The 15,222-nt window shown below is 72.5% G+C and carries 15 protein-coding genes and 2 pseudogenes; 11 read left to right on the top strand and 6 right to left on the bottom strand.

Annotation, left to right across the window (positions count from 1 at the left end; translation table 11 throughout):
• Positions 1 to 97: 97 nt before the first annotated feature.
• Positions 98 to 893 (top strand): annotated as a pseudogene (locus EDD39_RS26420) (IS5 family transposase).
• A 126-nt stretch (positions 894 to 1,019) separates the two neighbouring features.
• Here EDD39_RS26420 and EDD39_RS26415 read toward each other — a convergent pair.
• The 5 genes from EDD39_RS26415 to EDD39_RS26395 all read right to left on the bottom strand — a co-directional run bounded on the left by EDD39_RS26415 (position 1,020) and on the right by EDD39_RS26395 (position 6,604).
• A complete protein-coding gene (locus EDD39_RS26415) occupies positions 1,020 to 1,688 on the bottom strand; it encodes a hypothetical protein (RefSeq protein ID WP_123559955.1) in 669 nt (222 codons plus the stop codon).
• A gap of 330 nt (positions 1,689 to 2,018) precedes the next feature.
• Complete coding sequence (locus EDD39_RS26410) at positions 2,019 to 4,331, bottom strand: ABC transporter permease (protein ID WP_123559953.1); 2,313 nt, start codon at positions 4,329 to 4,331, stop codon at positions 2,019 to 2,021.
• The gene (locus EDD39_RS26405; protein WP_123559951.1) at positions 4,328 to 5,014 is read right to left on the bottom strand and encodes an ABC transporter ATP-binding protein; all 687 of its coding nucleotides are present in this window, start codon (positions 5,012 to 5,014) and stop codon (positions 4,328 to 4,330) included. Before EDD39_RS26405 ends, EDD39_RS26410 begins: the two co-directional genes overlap by 4 nt.
• Positions 5,015 to 5,050: 36 nt before the next feature.
• Positions 5,051 to 5,443 (bottom strand): hypothetical protein, encoded by a 393-nt coding sequence (locus tag EDD39_RS39845; RefSeq protein ID WP_162870149.1) that lies wholly within the window; start codon positions 5,441 to 5,443, stop codon positions 5,051 to 5,053.
• 321 nt (positions 5,444 to 5,764) lie between these two features.
• Positions 5,765 to 6,604 (bottom strand): IS5 family transposase, encoded by an 840-nt coding sequence (locus EDD39_RS26395; protein WP_123560913.1) that lies wholly within the window; start codon positions 6,602 to 6,604, stop codon positions 5,765 to 5,767.
• 746 nt (positions 6,605 to 7,350) lie between these two features.
• Here EDD39_RS26395 and EDD39_RS26390 point away from each other — a divergent pair.
• The 8 genes and pseudogenes from EDD39_RS26390 to EDD39_RS41395 form a co-directional block, all read left to right on the top strand.
• The gene (locus EDD39_RS26390; RefSeq protein ID WP_123559949.1) at positions 7,351 to 8,277 is read left to right on the top strand and encodes a LysR family transcriptional regulator; all 927 of its coding nucleotides are present in this window, start codon (positions 7,351 to 7,353) and stop codon (positions 8,275 to 8,277) included.
• Positions 8,278 to 8,369: 92 nt separating this feature from the next.
• A complete protein-coding gene (locus EDD39_RS26385; RefSeq protein ID WP_123559947.1) occupies positions 8,370 to 8,825 on the top strand; it encodes a VOC family protein in 456 nt (151 codons plus the stop codon).
• On the top strand, positions 8,822 to 9,703 hold the full coding sequence (locus EDD39_RS26380) for a helicase associated domain-containing protein (protein ID WP_279638425.1): 882 nt from the start codon (positions 8,822 to 8,824) through the stop codon (positions 9,701 to 9,703). Before EDD39_RS26385 ends, EDD39_RS26380 begins: the two co-directional genes overlap by 4 nt.
• The gene (locus EDD39_RS26375) at positions 9,700 to 9,963 is read left to right on the top strand and encodes a hypothetical protein (RefSeq protein WP_123559943.1); all 264 of its coding nucleotides are present in this window, start codon (positions 9,700 to 9,702) and stop codon (positions 9,961 to 9,963) included. The genes EDD39_RS26380 and EDD39_RS26375 overlap by 4 nt, the downstream gene beginning before the upstream one ends.
• 156 nt (positions 9,964 to 10,119) lie before the next feature.
• Positions 10,120 to 10,260 carry a hypothetical protein gene (locus tag EDD39_RS39840; protein WP_162870147.1) on the top strand — a complete coding sequence of 47 codons (141 nt, stop codon included), beginning with the start codon at positions 10,120 to 10,122 and terminating at the stop codon, positions 10,258 to 10,260.
• Positions 10,261 to 10,618: 358 nt separating this feature from the next.
• On the top strand, positions 10,619 to 11,119 hold the full coding sequence (locus EDD39_RS26370; protein ID WP_123559941.1) for a DUF5709 domain-containing protein: 501 nt from the start codon (positions 10,619 to 10,621) through the stop codon (positions 11,117 to 11,119).
• 91 nt (positions 11,120 to 11,210) lie between these two features.
• Entirely contained in the window at positions 11,211 to 11,846 is a 636-nt protein-coding gene (locus tag EDD39_RS26365; RefSeq protein ID WP_123559939.1) for a molybdopterin-binding protein, read from the top strand.
• Between the two features lie 66 nt (positions 11,847 to 11,912).
• Positions 11,913 to 12,228, top strand: a pseudogene (locus tag EDD39_RS41395) (hypothetical protein); the annotation flags it as partial.
• Here the strand turns inward: EDD39_RS41395 and EDD39_RS26355 are convergent.
• On the bottom strand, positions 12,179 to 12,823 hold the full coding sequence (locus EDD39_RS26355; protein WP_123559937.1) for an L-threonylcarbamoyladenylate synthase: 645 nt from the start codon (positions 12,821 to 12,823) through the stop codon (positions 12,179 to 12,181). The pseudogene EDD39_RS41395 and the gene EDD39_RS26355 sit on opposite strands and share 50 nt — an antisense overlap.
• A gap of 887 nt (positions 12,824 to 13,710) precedes the next feature.
• Here EDD39_RS26355 and EDD39_RS26350 point away from each other — a divergent pair.
• Positions 13,711 to 14,271, top strand: coding sequence for a hemerythrin domain-containing protein (locus EDD39_RS26350; RefSeq protein ID WP_123559935.1), 561 nt, complete (start codon positions 13,711 to 13,713; stop codon positions 14,269 to 14,271).
• 193 nt (positions 14,272 to 14,464) lie between these two features.
• On the top strand, positions 14,465 to 14,974 hold the full coding sequence (locus EDD39_RS26345) for a hypothetical protein (RefSeq protein WP_123559933.1): 510 nt from the start codon (positions 14,465 to 14,467) through the stop codon (positions 14,972 to 14,974).
• The last annotated feature ends 248 nt before the right edge of the window (positions 14,975 to 15,222 follow it).

Here is a 15,222-nt window from a genome sequence, read left to right as displayed (position 1 = left end):
CCGGACTCCCTGGAAATCAAGATGAACCATCCCGACTACGGGTGAAACGCCCAGTTAGAAGTCATCTCATTTGGGCTTGTAGGCTGTTCGCGTGACGATCGTGGAGCGCTTGGTGCCGGATGAGTTGTGGGAGTTGTTCCAGCGGGTGGTGCCGCCGGTGCCGACTCGGCCGCAGGGCGGCGGCCGTCGGCGGCACGGGGACCGTGAGGTGCTGGCTGGATCGTGTTCGTGGCCACCTCCGGGTGCACCTGGGCCCAGCTCCCGCCGTGTTTCGGGCCATCCGGGCCGACTGCGCACCGCCGGTTCGCTGAGTGGACCGCGGCCCGGGTCTGGGCGAAGCTCTACCGCCTGGTCCTGGACGAGCTCGGAGCGCGGGGCGAGCTGGACTGGTCTCGGTGTGCGGTCGACTCGGTGAACATGCGGGCCCTGAAAAAGGGGACCTGACGGGTCCGAATCCTGTCGATCGGGGCAAGTTCGGGTCGAAGATCCACCTGCTCACCGAACGCACCGGTCTGCCCATCTCGCTCGCGATCTCCGGCGCGAACCTGCATGACAGCCAGGCCCTGATCCCGCTCGTCGAGGCGATCCCGCCGATCCGCTCCCGCCACGGCCCGAGGCGCCGCCGGCCCGGTAAGCTCCACGGTGACAAAGCCTACGACCACCGCTTCATCCGCTCCTACCTGCGACGACGGCAGATCACCCACCGCATCGCCCGCCGCGGCATCGAGCCCTCGACCCGCCTCGGCCGGCACCGCTGGGTCATCGAGCGCACCGTCGCCTGGCTCGGCGGTTTCCGCAGGCTCCACCGCCGCTATGAACGCAAGGGCACCCACTTCGCAGCCTTCGCCACCATCGCCGCAGCCCTCATCTGCCACCGCAGACTCACCAAATGAGATAACTTCTTATACGCGAGTGGTGAGAGCACCTGTCGCTGAGCGGCGAGAGCACACCGTGCCCGAGCCGAACAGCAGCAGGCGGTCGGCTGAGGACAGGCCGGCTGACGCTGCTACCGCGAGCGCCTACTCCGGATACCCGATCTGGGCAATGTCCTCGGCCAGGTCTTCGATCCGAACCTCCGGGTTCAGGGCTGCAACAATGTCTTGGGTCAGCGGTTTCAAGTCATACACGTGCTGAACTGCCGCCGGGTCAAGGGACAGTTCATAGACCTCGTCGGCGAACTCCAGAAACGCCTCAGCGGTGCCCTCCAGCAGGAGCCCGAACAGCCATTGAGCGCCATCGGCATCCTCCTCGTCCCCATCCGGGACATGGACATCACCGCACTTCCAGGCGGAGTCGGCATGTTCCCGCCACAGGCAGACGGTGGCTCGCGGGAGGCCGCTGCTGTCGGCGAAGGCGGGCTCCTGCACCAAGGCGCGAAAGACCTCCGGAACCAAGTCGAACAACCCGGGCCACAGCGCCGGGGGCGAGACGTGATATGCCGAGATCGGCGACTCGTGGTTGCACGCCTGGGCATAGACCCCGGCCGCGGAGAAAACGATGGCGTAGTCGTTCCCGCTGCCGTCCCGCATCGAGGCCATCTCCTCACCCGGAGCCCACCGGGCGTCATACGAGTAGTAACGCCACTGCCACTCCGGACTCAGGACAGCGTCCAGCATCGCCATCGCCTTCGAGCGGGCGCGCACCGTCTCGGGCTCGGGCAACTGCTTGATCACTTCGTAGACGCTCACGCGGCAATACAACCGGAGGCCACTGACACAGCCTCGACCGCCCCCGGTGCTCTCATCTCTTGGCAACATTCCTCGGCCGACCGACCAACAGCCGCTCTCTGAAGCCGCCGACAAGTGCTCTCGGTTCCGACCTACGCAGCCAGGACGTCGGTGCCGGGGTCGCGCAGCACCAGGTCGGTGAACAGGGAGCGGCGTCAGAAAACGGCGTGTTCGACCTCGGTGGTGAACGCCTCCAGGTGCCCGGTCCCGGCGCGGGCGAGGAGGCAGGCAGCGATGTCCAGGGCGCGCTGGCCGACGTCGGCATGGCGGCTGCGCTATGGCCAGGCACGGTCACGACGCGACGGACTCTGGGTGAATGGAGTTCGTAGGCCGGGCCGCAGGTGAGCGGCGGCGGGGGTTGCGGAGGGTGGTCCAGCTGCTGGCGAGTGCGGTGAGGAGGACGGTGGCGACGCCGGCGAGGGCGGCGAGGAGGTAGGGGAGGCTGGTGTCGAGGTGGTCGTCGTTGATGCGGAGGTAGGCGGCGCCGACCGTGGTGGAGGCGAGGGTGGCGAGGGTGACGGTGACTGTCGAGGTGAGGGCGGATTCGGCGAGTTGGACTGCGGTGAGTCGGGTGCGCGGGACGCCCAGGGCGCGCAGGCCGAACCATTCGCGGCGGCGTCCGCCGTCCTCGGCAATGGACAGGACGGCACCGAGCAGGGTGATCGCGGCTGCGGTGGTCAGTCCGAGCAGGACCCAGCTGCCGGTGCCGTCCACGACCTCCGAGAGCTGGTAGGAGTTGTCCAGGCGGTAGGCGGGCGAGGCGGACACCACCCAGGCCCGGGCGTCCTCCCAGGCGGCCGTGTCCACCGGGACCCGCAGGTAGGCGGTGTAGTGGAAGGGCTCGCCCAGTGCGGTGAGCGCGGGGTCGTCGGGCGGCAGCACCATGGTGGCCTCCACGGGGGCGTCCTGCCCGTCCGGGACGGTCAGTTCCGCGGCAGCGGGCAGGACGCTCTGCGCTCGGGTGAGGTCGGCGGAGCGCACCAGTAGCGGTTTCGCCGCCTGGCCGTTCGTGGTGGGCGGGGCGTCGGCGCGGTGCAGCGCCATGCGTCCGCCGGGGCAGTCGGGCAGAGGCCGGGTGAAGAGGGCTTCCAGTTGCGGGCAGGTGGCGACGAGCGCGGTGGCGGCGGGGCGGGTGGCGGCGTCCTGTTCCGGTTCCCACAGGGCGACGGCGGGGACGAAGGAGCGGACGGCGGCAGGGGGCTCCTCCAAGCGGAGGGGGACGGATTCGAGGGTCTCGGCGCGGGCGAGGAGGTCGGTGTGCCCGGCGGCACGGGCCTGAGCGGCCCAGGGCAGGTTCGGCTGGGCGAGGACCTGGGCGACGGGCTGGGCCGCACCGACGGCGAACACCGCGATCCCGACCATCCCCGCGACCCGGAACCTCGACTGCGCGTCGGCGGCGAGCCGACGGGTGGTCAGCAGCCAGACGGTGCCGGCCTCGATCCGCCCCAGCAACCGGGCCAGTCGCTGCCCGCTCCAGGCCGCGGCACTGGGCAGACCGGCGCCGAGGAGGACGATGGCCGTCCACAGCAGCGGATCGCGGGCCTTGTGCCGCCAGTACGCGACCGCGACGAGCAGCAGACCCGCCCCGAACAGCAGCGCCACCCACGGGCTGGTGAGGCGCACCGGCTTGAGAAAGCGCACCCCGCGCGCGGATCGGGCCGAACCGGCGGCGGTGGCCGCGCCCAGCACTCCGGCAAGGACGGCCAGGCCCAGCACGGTGCACGCCGACTGGGCGGTTGTCACCCGCAGGTCGGTGCCGAAGAGTTCACGTCCGGCCACCGGCAGGGCGAACGCGTCCGGCAGCAGCCACGGCCAGGCGAGCACGGCCAGCAGCGCCCCGGCCGCGACGGGCAGTGCCGTCTCCACCGCACCCCCTGTCCAAGCCTGGGATGCCGGCATGCCGAGCAGCCGCAGCGCCTGGTAGCGGACGGTGCGGACCTGGCGTCCGAATCGGCTCGCGGTCAGCACGAGGGCGAACCCGGGCAGCACCAGGAAGAGCATGCAGCCCAGCGCCGGGTACCAGCCGAACCCGGGGCCGCCCTCGCCGCCGAACCCGACCAGAGCTCCCTGGCCGGTCCGCAGTTCTTCGGGCGCAACCCCCACGTAGGCCAGCAGTTGACCCGCACTGCCGACGGCTGCGGGGGGTAGCACGGCGATGTCCTGGTCTGCGAACCAGCGCGCGATCTGCCCGTCGGAGTCGTGCAGCAGCCGCTCCAGTGCCGGGCTGAGCAGTACCTGCCCCGGGTGCGGCCAGGCGGCGACGCCGGGCGCGAGCGGGCCGTGCCCGGCCGGGTCGGCCACCCGCACGATCTTCACCGTACGGCCCCGGTAGTCCTGCTCCAGCTCGCTCCAACCGGTCTCCGCGACGCCCGGCCGACCGAACACCGGCGCGCCGCCCTGACCGGGCTGGGGCCCGAACACCGGCACCATCGCCGCCGCACGGGCGCCCTCGCGCCCCTGCATCACCGCGGTGCCGAAGGTGGCCAGCACACCCAACGCGGCCACCGCACCCACCAGGACCAGCAGAACGACGCGGCGCCGGCCCTGGCGTGAGACGACGGCCTGCCAGGCAACCGCGAGCGCGGTCCGCAACGACGCGCTCATCCGGCCTCGACCTCCGCCCCGGCCCCGACCACCCGTCCGTTGGCCAAGACCACGGTGCGGTCGGTGCGCGCGGCCAGGTGCCGGTCGTGGGTGACCAGGACCACCGCCGCACCGTTCGTGCGGGCCTGCTGCAACAGCAACTCGAACACCGCCTCGGAGTTGCGGTCGTCCAGCGCACCCGTCGGCTCGTCCGCGAACACCACGTCCGGGCGGTGCACCACCGCCCGTGCGATCGCCGCCCGCTGCAACTCCCCGCCGGACACCTCCCCGACCGTGCGCGGACCCAGGTGCCCGATGCCGAGCGCCTCCAACTGCTCGGCCGCGCGCTCCCGGGCCCGCGCCGCCCGCACGCCCTGCAGGCGCAACGGCAGCGAGACGTTCTCCACCAGCGTCAACTCCGGGACGAGGTCGCCGAACTGGAAGACGAAACCGAAGTGGGAGCGGCGCAGTTCGTCGCGCTGGCGCTCCGTCATGTCCTCGATCGGCCGGTCACGGAAGTGGACACTGCCGCTGTCGGCGGTCAGGAGCCCGGAGAGGCAGTGGAGGAGGGTGGTCTTGCCCGATCCGGACGCGCCCACCACCCCCACCACCTCCCCGGAGCCGATGCTCAGATCGACGCCCGCCACCGCGACAGCCGGGCCGTAGTTGACGCGCAGGGCCCTGGCCTGCAGAACGGGTGTCACGCATGAACTCCTTGCATCAGCTGACGAGCTGTCGGATCAGGTGGTGGCGGTCACCCAGCCAGAGCAGATATCCGGGTCGTCCTGACGCTCCTTGCACACGTGGAAGTAGATGTAGCTGGAGGTCACGGTGATGCCGTAGTAACTCCAGTTCATGTTGACGTCCTGCTGACGCGAGACCCGGCTGCGGTTCGAGTGGTCCGAGTTGAACGAGTAGTCGACGTAACAGTAGTCACTGTCACCGTTGTCGACGTCCCGGATGCCGAACCAGTCGTTCCCGGACAGCCACTGGGCCTCGCACTGGCCGTTCGAGGCGGAGATGACGCCGCTGTCAGCGGACGCCTGACCGGGGATCGCCCCGAGGGCGAGACCCAGGGCCGCGACACCCACGGCCCCCCGGCGTATCCAGCGGCTGCCACGCGTGTTCTTCATGAAGAGTTCCCCTCCGATGTCCGCCCATGTGGGTCATGAACGTGCATTGACACGTTATGGATCGTCAAATGTCAGTCGCAAAAGGCATCCAAGCCATCGCAAAGAGATATTTCAGCTACGGACGGACCAGACCATGCAGGCGTCCTTCGATGGCACACAAAATCGTCATTCAGCCTGCTTTTCCCTTTATACCCACGGCGTCGGCGAGGCCCCGCCACCCAACCCGGCAAGGACGTCAGAGTGCCGAGGCGGGCCCAACTGCCAGAACGCCATAGGCGACGCAGCTGCCCTCACTGGGCGTTTCGTCCCTGACTTCGGGGTTCAGGTTCCGCGCCAGCTTGGGGTGGTCTCGCCGGTGAGTCGGCGGGTCATGAGACTGATCATCGCGACGTGGACCATGGCTTCGGAGCGGGCCGGGAGGGCCTCGTAGTCACGGGCGGGGCGGCGGTGGTTCATGAGCCAGCCGAAGGTTCGCTCTACGACCCAACGGCGGGGCTGGACGACGAATCCCCTGGTGGCAGGGTCGCGCCGGATGATCTCGAGGTCGATGCCGAGGGTGGCGGCGTGTTCGACGACGGCGTTCTTGTAGCCCATGCCGGCCCAGGCCTTGCCGATGCTCGGATGCTCGGCGGCGACCGTGGTCAGCAGTTGTCGGCCGGCGGTGCCGTCTTGGACGCTTGTGGCGGTGACCAGGACCACCAGCAGCAGGCCGATCGTGTCGGTGACGATGCTCCGCTTTCTGCCCACGATCTTCCTCCCGGCATCGATGCCCTGGCTCGCGGCGGGGACGTTGGTTGAGGTCTTGATGCTCTGCGAGTCGATGATGCAGGCCGTCGGTTCCGGATCCCGGCCCTCGGCGGTGCGGACCAGGCGTCGGAGAAGGCCGTTGAGCTGCTCGAACACGCCTTCCTTCTGCCAGCGGGCGAAGTAGGCGTAGACGGTCTCCCACGGCGGGTGGTCGTGTGGGAGGTAGCGCCAAGGGATGCCGGTGCGGTCCACGTAGAGGATCGCGTCCAGGAGGTCGCGCAGTTCGTGCTCGGGAGGCCGGCCGAACGCGAGGGCCCGCTCGGTCCGTGCTCGGCGCCAGGCGGTGAGGGTGGGCTCGACCAGGGCCCAGCGGGCATCGGACAGGTCGCTTGGATACGGTCGACGAACCGTCATGATGGCGGCATACCGCGGGATCGCCGCTCTGCCCAGCGCGCGCGGATCTCGAGGGGCGAACAGGCCCAGGCCCGGCATCCGGCGATGAGACAGGAGGAAGCGCATATTTCCGGCGGACGTTCGCACAACAGCAGCACTCCTGCCACCAGGGCCTCAAGCGCCACCGAATGCCAGCAGCCCGGACGGCCCGAAAACCGGGATCAGCCCACCCAATCATGGATGAAACGCCCAGTCAGGCACTGACGGCCTCTCCGCTTTGCCTCAGCCCACGCCCCGCAGCCTGTGCCCAGGGCCCCCGGTTCCGGTGCTGTTCGTACCCACTGCACGCCGTGCTCGGCGAGGGCCGCGAGCTGATTCGACCCCAGCTTGGCCCGGCGGCTCTTCGCGCCGCTGGGGAAGGCGCTCAACGCCGACCACCACCGTGCGCAGCTCGTCCACGCCGCCGTCCCTGCCCACCACTTGTTCCAGCTCCTTCCGATGCGGGCGGGGCACGCGTACGTGCCCTTCCCGGGGCGGCGAACTGGGCCGGTGCCGCCACGCCCTGGGCGAACCGCTCGGCCTGCGACACCCGCGGCCCGCTCGGATTTCGCCGCCGGCACCGGATCCTGCTCGATCCCGAGCGCGGCCAACAGCCCCCGCTTCTCCTGGTCCGGGGCTCCGAAGCCGACCCGTTGCGCCACGATCCGCCGGCCCAGCTGCTCGCCCTCGAACACCGTCTGGCTGGAATGATCAGTAACCTGCGAGTCATGGAACGGCGTGACATCGAGATCTTCCTGGTCCTGGCTGAGGAACTGCACTTCGGACGCACGGCCGAGCGGCTGGGAGTGAGCGGGGCCCGGGTCAGCCAGACCATCAAGCAGTTGGAGCGTCGGTTCGGGGTGGCGCTGTTCCAGCGGAGCAGTCGGTACGTCGCGCTCACTTCTGTCGGCAGCACGCTCCGCGACGACGTCCAGGCGGGCTATCAGCGCATCCAGGAAGGCATCGCCAAGGCGGTCGCCGCCGGGCGGGGCTTCGCCGGCGTCCTGCGGGTGGGCTTCTCCAGCCCGCTGGTCGGCGAGGCCGTGATGGCCGCCGCAGCGGTGTTCCGCACCCACCACCCCGAGTGCGAGGTCCGCATCCGCGAAGTGCACCTGTCCGACGCCTTCGGCGCCCTGCGTGCCGGGGAACTCGACCTTCAGATCACCGAGTTCCCGGTGGACGAGCCAGACCTCGCCACCGGGCCTGAGCTCCTGCGTGACGAACGCATGCTGGCCGTGTCCGCCAGGCACCCGTTCGCGCGCAGGGCCCACGTGACCGTGGAGGACCTCGCCAGGGACACCGTCCTCGTGCCCGCGGACGCTCCCGCGTACCTGCTCGACGCCCTCGTGCCACCGCAGACCCCGACCGGACGACCCGTTCAGCGGACGCACGCGCTCACCTCACGCCAGGAACTGCTCACCCTGGTCAGCGCCGGCGCCGGCATGGCGATCGTGGGCAGCCAGGCCACCTGGCACCACAGCCGCCCCGACATCGCGTACATCCCGGTCGCTGACCTCCCCCCGCTCGCATACGGACCGGTCTGGCCCGTCGCCGGCCGGACGGCCCGCGTCCGCGAGTTCACAGACCTCCTCCGGGCGGCACCCGGCCGAGGACCGCAACGGAGGTCGCCGCGCTCGGCCGCCCCCGATCGCTAACTCCAGGGTTAACGCCCCTTTCGGATCCTGTCGTTGTTGCAGGTGGATTGGCCGCCGAGGATCGAGGCACAGCAACGGCGAGAGGAAATACCATGACGAACCCGGTGCCCGACGAGTACAAGGGCGGCGTCCCGTACCTCAACGTCCACGACGCCAGGGCGGCGATCGACTTCTACAGGAACGCGTTCGGCGCCGACGTCCTGATCGAGATCCCGCGCCAGGGCGACAAGATCGCCCATGCCGAACTGCGGATCGGCAGCGCCGTCTTCATGCTGCGTGACGAATACCCGGAGTACAACTTCCGCAGCCCGCGGACGCTCGGCGGAACCCCGGTCAACCTCATGATCTTCGTCCCAGACGTCGAAGTCCTCGCCGAGCAGGCCGCGGCCGCGGGCGCTCGCGTCGTCCGACCGGTCGAAATGCAGTTCCACGGAGACCTCCAGACCGAACTCGAAGATCCCTTCGGTCACTCCTGGTTCTTCGCCACCCGCATCGCCGAGATGAACGCACGGGAACTCCACGACACCGCAGCGACCGTCGACCTGTGATCCATACCGCGTACGGCGGGGCCGCATGCCCTGGGAGCGGCGGCCCCGCCGCGCCACTTCTCCCGTGGCCTGGGCCGCCTCAAAGCCGTTTCACTGCGCTGACCGTCGCCAACCTCTCGGGCGGGGCGCACCTGGATCAGACCTGGCATCGACGTCCGCGAGCCGGGCAGGGGCAGCGGCGGAACCATCCCTGCGCGCGGCAGTGGGCGGCCGAGCACCACGGGTCGCTGGCCGCTCCGGTGCGGGCTTCGATCGGCGGGTATCCGATCGGGACGTGGCTGTCGGCGCTGCGGGCGCAGGCGCAGGTGCCGGCCGGTGAGGCGGGGGCACTGGATCCGGACCGGCGGGCGGCGCTGGAGGCGATCGACCCGTGGTGGGCCCCGTCCTGGCCGGTGGAGTGGCAGCGCACGTACGCGGCGGCCCGGGCCTGGTGGCTGGCCTGCGAGGGCCGGGTGGAGTGGCCCGCGCTGCCGGCCGAGACCGAGTTCGAGGGCGAGGCGATCGGGCGGTGGGTAGCCGCGCAGCGCGGCGTCTGGACGCAGTTGGAGGAGGAGCAGCGGGAGTTACTGGCGGCGCTCGGCATCGTCGAGGACCAGGTGCTCGCCGAGAAGGCTGCGGCGAAGGCGCGGCCGGCGACGTCCCGGGCGGACCGGTTCGGCCAGCACCTGGCGGCGCTGGAGCGCTTCGCGGCGCGGGAGGGGCACGTGCGGGCGCCCCGGCAGCACAAGGAGCCGGCCGACAGCCCGGACGGGGCGGAGAGCGGCGAGCCGGTGCTGCTGGGCCTGGGGGCGTGGCTGAACAACACCAAGAGCCGGCGGGCGAAGCTCGCACCGGAGCAGCTCGCGGCCCTGGCAGAGGTCGGGGTGGAGTGGGCATGAGCGTTGGTTGGTTCGCGCAGTGGTACTGCGAGTGCGGCGCTGAGGGGCAGGCGCACTTCGAGGACGAGAGCGACGTGGAGGCCGACCACGACTGCGAGTACGACGAGGACAGCGGCGCCGGCGCGATCGGGTGGGAGGGTCGCGCGGAGTGCGGGCGGTGCGGCTGGGTGCTGGAGGTCGACTTCGACGACGGCTGCTGGGTCGATTCGGGGTACGTGTGCGGCGAGGACGTGCCGGTACCGGCCGGAGTGGAGCGGTAATGGACCGGGGGCGGGCCGCCCGCGGCCTCCTCGGACCGGCGCGGCGGCCCTGATCCCCGAAACCACGGCGGGGCGGTCACCGATCGGTGCCCGCCCCGCTGCCCGTCCGGGTGACGGCCCCGGCGCCGGCCCCGGGCCGGGGCCGGGGTGGTGGCCATGACCGACTCCGCTGCCGGGCTCGACCCGGCCTCCGCCGCGCTGATCCCGCCGATGCTGCGGGAGGAGATCACCACCGCGGTCCGTACCTCCCTGGCCGAGCAGAACCTGGACACCCCCACCGTGGGCGAGCCGCTCTAGGCAGCCGCCCGGGCCGCCGGGCACGTCAACGTGCCCGAGCTGCTCCACCTCCTGGGCGAAGTCGGCGCCGGCCTGGGCGCCGAGAACGGCCAGGGGCGGCCGGTGCGGCCCTGACGCCTGGACAGCAGTGGGGCAGCCACCGGCCGGTGGCCGCCCCGCTGTCTGCTGTGCTGAACGACACCGACGCGGCCACCCGCGCCGCCGCCCAGGGCGTCCGCGCCCGCCTGCCGGCCGCCGTCGAGACCTCCACCCCGGCGCAGTAGTGCGGCGCCCCGTCCTACGGGGTGTCGCCCCGCCCGGAGCGGCGCGCCGCCGCTCCGGACCGTCCGCCCGTCCGCCCCACCCGAAGGAGACCGCCGTGACCGACCCCGCCCCGCAGGACCCGCCGCCCGCCGAGGACGACGGGGTGCTCGACCCGGCGGACTCGCTGGAGACCGACGACCTCGACGACGACCCGCTGGAGACGGGCATCGTCACCGCCGACGGCTACCGCGGCGCCACCGGCTACGGCACCACGGCGACGGAGGCCGCGGCCGGGGAGTCCCTGGACCGGCTGCTCGCCGAGGAGGAGCCCGACACCCCCGGCCCCGACGTCGACGACCGTTGGTCGGACGGCCCCGGCCCCCGGGCCGGACGGCTGGTGGAGGACGGGACGGACCTGTCCGCCGAGGATGCCGGCCCGGACGGCGGCGCGGCCGGGGCGGAGGAGGCGGCCGTCCACCTGACCGACGCGGACGCCGACGGGGCCGCGGAGTTCGACGACGCGGACGACGACGAGTCGTTGACCGACGCCCTGCGGTTCACGGCGGCGGACAACCTGCGCGACGCGGACCCGGACGCCGGGGACGACTACCGCTGACCCCGCGCCCGGTGCCGACGTGCGGCACCGCGGCAACCGGCCTTTCACGGAAGGCACGGCGCCCCGCCCGCCCCACTCCGGGAGGACCCGCATGAGCCTGTCGCCCGGCTTCTCCGGCCGCCGCGGCTTCGACACGTCCCGCCTGCCGCCCGGCCAGTACCCCACCCACGACTTCCCCGTCCTGTCCGCCGGGCCCACGCCCGCCGTCGACCCCGACGACTGGGTGTTCACCGTCGCCAGCGAGACCGGGTGGCGCGCCGAGTGGACGTGGCAGCAGTTCCTGGCCCTGCCGCAGCAGGAGGTCACCACCAACGCGGGCGCCACCTACACCGGCGCGGCCGAGCGCGACGGGCGGACCCTGCTGGTGACGGTGATGCACCCGGCGAACGGCGCGAAGGTGTACGAAGAGGCGGCGGCGCTGCTGGACTGGGGCTTCGCCGCGGCCGGCAAGGTCACCCCGGTGGGGACGCTGGCCGAGGACGGCGCCCCGGAGCAGCAGGCCCCGGCGGCCGCCGCGCAGCCGGTGGCGGACGCCCCGGCGCCCTCGGGCACCCCGGCCGGGTCGGCCGCACCGGCCGCACCGGCGGGCGGGCTGGCGGCGCACGCCGCGGCGGGCGGCCCGGGGCCGGCCACCTGGTCGGCGGTGGGGCTGTGCGCGGCGGTCGCGGTGGCGGGGCTGCTGCGGCTGCGGGCGCTGCGCCGCCGGGCCGCCCGGTCGGAGGGCTGAGCAGGCCGAACCATGTGCCGCCGGAGCGACGGAAGGTCAGCCAGTAGTCGGCCAGGACCACTGGGCGGGTACGTGCGCGACGTGGTCGAGAAGGTGATGCCGAGCGTGCTGGCCGCCCGCGCCGCAGGGTGCACCGAGGACGCCGATCTCCATCGGGGCGAACGTCCGGCACACTGTCGACCTGCTGCTGGAGCGCTCCCGGGTCCTCGCCCGCGCGGTCGAGGCTGGCCGCACGGCCGTGGTGGGCCTGTCCTACGGCCTGGCCGACGGCACCGCGCACCTGATCACCGCCCGGGGCGTGGAGGTCCCGGCCGCCGCCGGGATCTGGGCGTTCAGCCCTCTCGCAGTTCGGGAGCGATCTCGCGCAGCCGCGCAGCACTGACCGCTCCGGCACGCACCAGGACGGGTGTCGCGCCGGTGACGTCCACGATCGAGGACGGCACCGCGGCCGGGGTCGGCCCGCCGTCGAGGTAGACGGCCACCGCATCGCCGAGCATGCCCTGGGCGGCGTCGCAGTCCTGCGGGGACGGTCGACCGGTCAGGTTGGCACTGGAGACGGCCAGCGGCCCGGTCGCCGTCAGCAGGTCGACGGCGACCGGGTGGTCGGGCATGCGTACGGCCACCGTCCCCCCGGTGTCACCCAAGTCCCAGGTGACCGAGGGCTTGTGGCGGGCGACCACGGTCAGCCCGCCCGGCCAGAGGGCGGCCACCAGCTCGCGCGCCCGCTCCGGCAGGTCGTCCACCAGACGGTCCAGGTCGTCCGGGGAGCCGACCAGCACCGGCGAGGGCATGTTCCGTCCGCGGCCCTTGGCCGCCAGCAGCCGGGCGACCGCCTGCGGCGCGAAGGCGTCGGCCCCCAGACCGTAGACGGTGTCGGTGGGCAGGACGACGAGCTCACCGCGCCGCACCGCCGCAGCGGCCTCCCGCAGCCCCTCGGCCCGCTGCACCGGATCCGAGCAGTCGAAACGAACGGACATCGTCCTCCCATCGGGCAGGGACCGGCCCTGCCGACCAACGTCGACGCGGACACCGGGCCCGTGCCGGCGACCCCGCCAGGCTATCGGCCGCGCCCCTCCGACCCGGCAGATGCCGCTCACCGCGCCCTGACAGCCCGTCACCCGGTCGTAGCACACCACCGTTCCGTCGGACGCGAGCAGGTTTCGCCACGACCCGGTCGAGTCACCTGACAACCTGGCCGCGCTCGCGGTGGTGACGCCGTCGGCCGTGAACTCCCAGGGCAGCAGACCTCGTACGCAGCCCCCACGGGTACCTGCCTGCGTCGGAGAACGGACGGGGCCCGCTTGGTTCGAGTGGATTCCGCGTCGGTGTCCGAGCCGGCTGATCCGCCGCCAGCGGCCCGGTGGAGAGAGAGGGCGCTGGGGAGAATCGGCGCTGCGGTGCGCGCCTCGGTGCCATGACCGCGGCACGCACCTCCCTTGTGCCACCCCGGGGCGGGCGGAAGCCGCTGCGCCCCGCGGGCCGATCGCCGAGGCTTCGGTCAGCTCTCCTCGGCATGAGAACGACCCGCCAGGTGTCCGTCCCGGCGAAGGGAACGTGAAACGGACGCCTGAACTCCACCATGGGACACAGCAGCGGTTCTCTGTTCGCAGCAGGTTCGCATCCTGCCCTCGCGGCGCCCTGCCCCAGACGGAGGGAGGCCCGGCGCGTGCGAGGCGACGGGCGCCGTCGACGAGATCGGCCCGGAGCAGCGCGTCCGAGCCTGCCCTTCGAGGCTCATGACGTCCCTCCCCGATCGGGTGATGTCCGCACGACACGCCCGCACGTCTCCTCACCCGGGGGATCACTGCCTGCCGGGCCCGGGACGGACCCGGGCCGGAGACGACCGACGAGAGGCTGGTGTGCGATGGGGCACGGCGGGAACGTGATCGAGGAACTGACGACCGACCACCGCGAGGTGGAGGAGATGTTCGGCCGGATCAAGGCGACGACCGGCGGCGGGCAGGAGCTGCGCGACCTGATCGACGAGGTCACCATCGAGCTGGTGCGGCACTCGGTGGCCGAGGAGCAGTACCTCTACCCGGCGGTGCGCGAGCACGTCCCCGGCGGCGGCCCGCTCGCGGACAAGGAGCTCCAGGACCACGAGCGGGTCGAGGAGATCCTCAAGGAACTGGAGGGCGCCGACCCCGACGACCCGCGCACCGGCCCGCTGCTGCAGCGGCTCATGGCCGAGGTCACCGAGCACGTCCGGGACGAGGAGGACCACCTCTTCCCGATGCTGCGCCAGTCCTGCTCCGCCGAGGCGCTCGACGACCTCGGCGACAAGATCCGCCGGGCCAAGTCCATGGCACCCACCCGGCCGCACCCCTCCACGCCGAGCACTCCGGCGGCCAGCAAACTGCTCGCCCCGGGCGCCGGCCTGGTCGACCGGGCCCGCGACTTCGTCACCGGTCGCGGCAAGTCCTGAACCACCCCGCTGCCGACCGCAGGACGGGCCCGGCGCCCGTCCTGCGGTCGGGCCGTGACGGAGGTCATGCCGCAGGACGGGAGCCGCGGCCTACACTGATCGGCCACGAACGGGGCAGCGCAGCCCCGGCGCCGACCGCTCGCCCACCGCCCGTCCGGGCGCCGGCGAGCGCCTTCCGCGAGGAACCCACGCCGTGCCCGCCGACCTCACCCCCGTCATCACCGCCAGCGCCCACTGGCTCCTGACTGCCTACCCGCCGCCGCGGGGCGCGCTCAGTCGCGCCCTGGCCGAGGCCCAGGCCCGGCAGGCGGCGGCCCTCGCCGCCGCCCTGCGCTACCCCACCGCGCTCGACGGGCACCTGCTGGACCTTCTCGGGCCGGGCGGGTCCGGCCGGCTGGACGAGCTCACCGGCAGTGCGCCGCACTCCGACGACGCCGCGTGGCGGACCTGGGTCGACGAGACCGTCGTCAGCTGGGCCGCCTGCCTCCTGGCCGACCCCGCTCTGGCCGAGGCCGCCCGGTCGGCCCTCGCCGCGTCCGGCCACCCCGCCGCCGACTCCCCCCTGCGCCTCACCGACCCCGGCCTCCGCGACACCGAAGCCACCCCCCTCCTGCGCCACCCCGACCTGACCGAGCCCGTCGCCGGCCTCCACCGGACCGCGCTCCTCGACACACTGCACGTTCGGAGCGCCGAACCGGCCTGACCCACCACCGGCGTCGAACAGGCCGCCCCCGGCCCGACCGGCCCGATCCGCTCCGCCCCGCTCACGGAGCGAGCCGGCTCCCTACGAGCCGATCCTCCGGTCGAAGGCCCCGGACGCACCGGGCGCACGAATCGGCCGGCTGGAGCCCCTGAGTGACGGACTCCCCCGCAGGGCCACGGCAACCGCCCGCTACCGGCCTGTCGCCGGAGCTCGCCGAGACACCCACGCCGCCGCGGCGCCCCTGCCCG

Source organism: Kitasatospora cineracea (assembly GCF_003751605.1).
Lineage (GTDB): Bacteria > Actinomycetota > Actinomycetes > Streptomycetales > Streptomycetaceae > Kitasatospora > Kitasatospora cineracea.
This window is presented reverse-complemented; position numbering and strand designations above follow the sequence as displayed.

Bases quoted from the DNA above. Each gene is read 5' to 3' on its own strand.
- EDD39_RS39845 (WP_162870149.1), bottom strand. From the start codon at position 5,443: ATGAAGAACACGCGTGGCAGCCGCTGGATACGCCGGGGGGCCGTGGGT.
- EDD39_RS26395 (WP_123560913.1), bottom strand. From the start codon at position 6,604: ATGACGGTTCGTCGACCGTATCCAAGCGACCTGTCCGATGCCCGCTGG.
- EDD39_RS26390 (WP_123559949.1), top strand. From the start codon at position 7,351: ATGGAACGGCGTGACATCGAGATCTTCCTGGTCCTGGCTGAGGAACTG.
- EDD39_RS26355 (WP_123559937.1), bottom strand. From the start codon at position 12,823: ATGTCCGTTCGTTTCGACTGCTCGGATCCGGTGCAGCGGGCCGAGGGG.
- EDD39_RS26385 (WP_123559947.1), top strand. From the start codon at position 8,370: ATGACGAACCCGGTGCCCGACGAGTACAAGGGCGGCGTCCCGTACCTC.
- EDD39_RS26365 (WP_123559939.1), top strand. From the start codon at position 11,211: ATGAGCCTGTCGCCCGGCTTCTCCGGCCGCCGCGGCTTCGACACGTCC.
- EDD39_RS26350 (WP_123559935.1), top strand. From the start codon at position 13,711: ATGGGGCACGGCGGGAACGTGATCGAGGAACTGACGACCGACCACCGC.
- EDD39_RS39840 (WP_162870147.1), top strand. From the start codon at position 10,120: ATGACCGACTCCGCTGCCGGGCTCGACCCGGCCTCCGCCGCGCTGATC.
- EDD39_RS26410 (WP_123559953.1), bottom strand. From the start codon at position 4,331: ATGAGCGCGTCGTTGCGGACCGCGCTCGCGGTTGCCTGGCAGGCCGTC.
- EDD39_RS26375 (WP_123559943.1), top strand. From the start codon at position 9,700: ATGAGCGTTGGTTGGTTCGCGCAGTGGTACTGCGAGTGCGGCGCTGAG.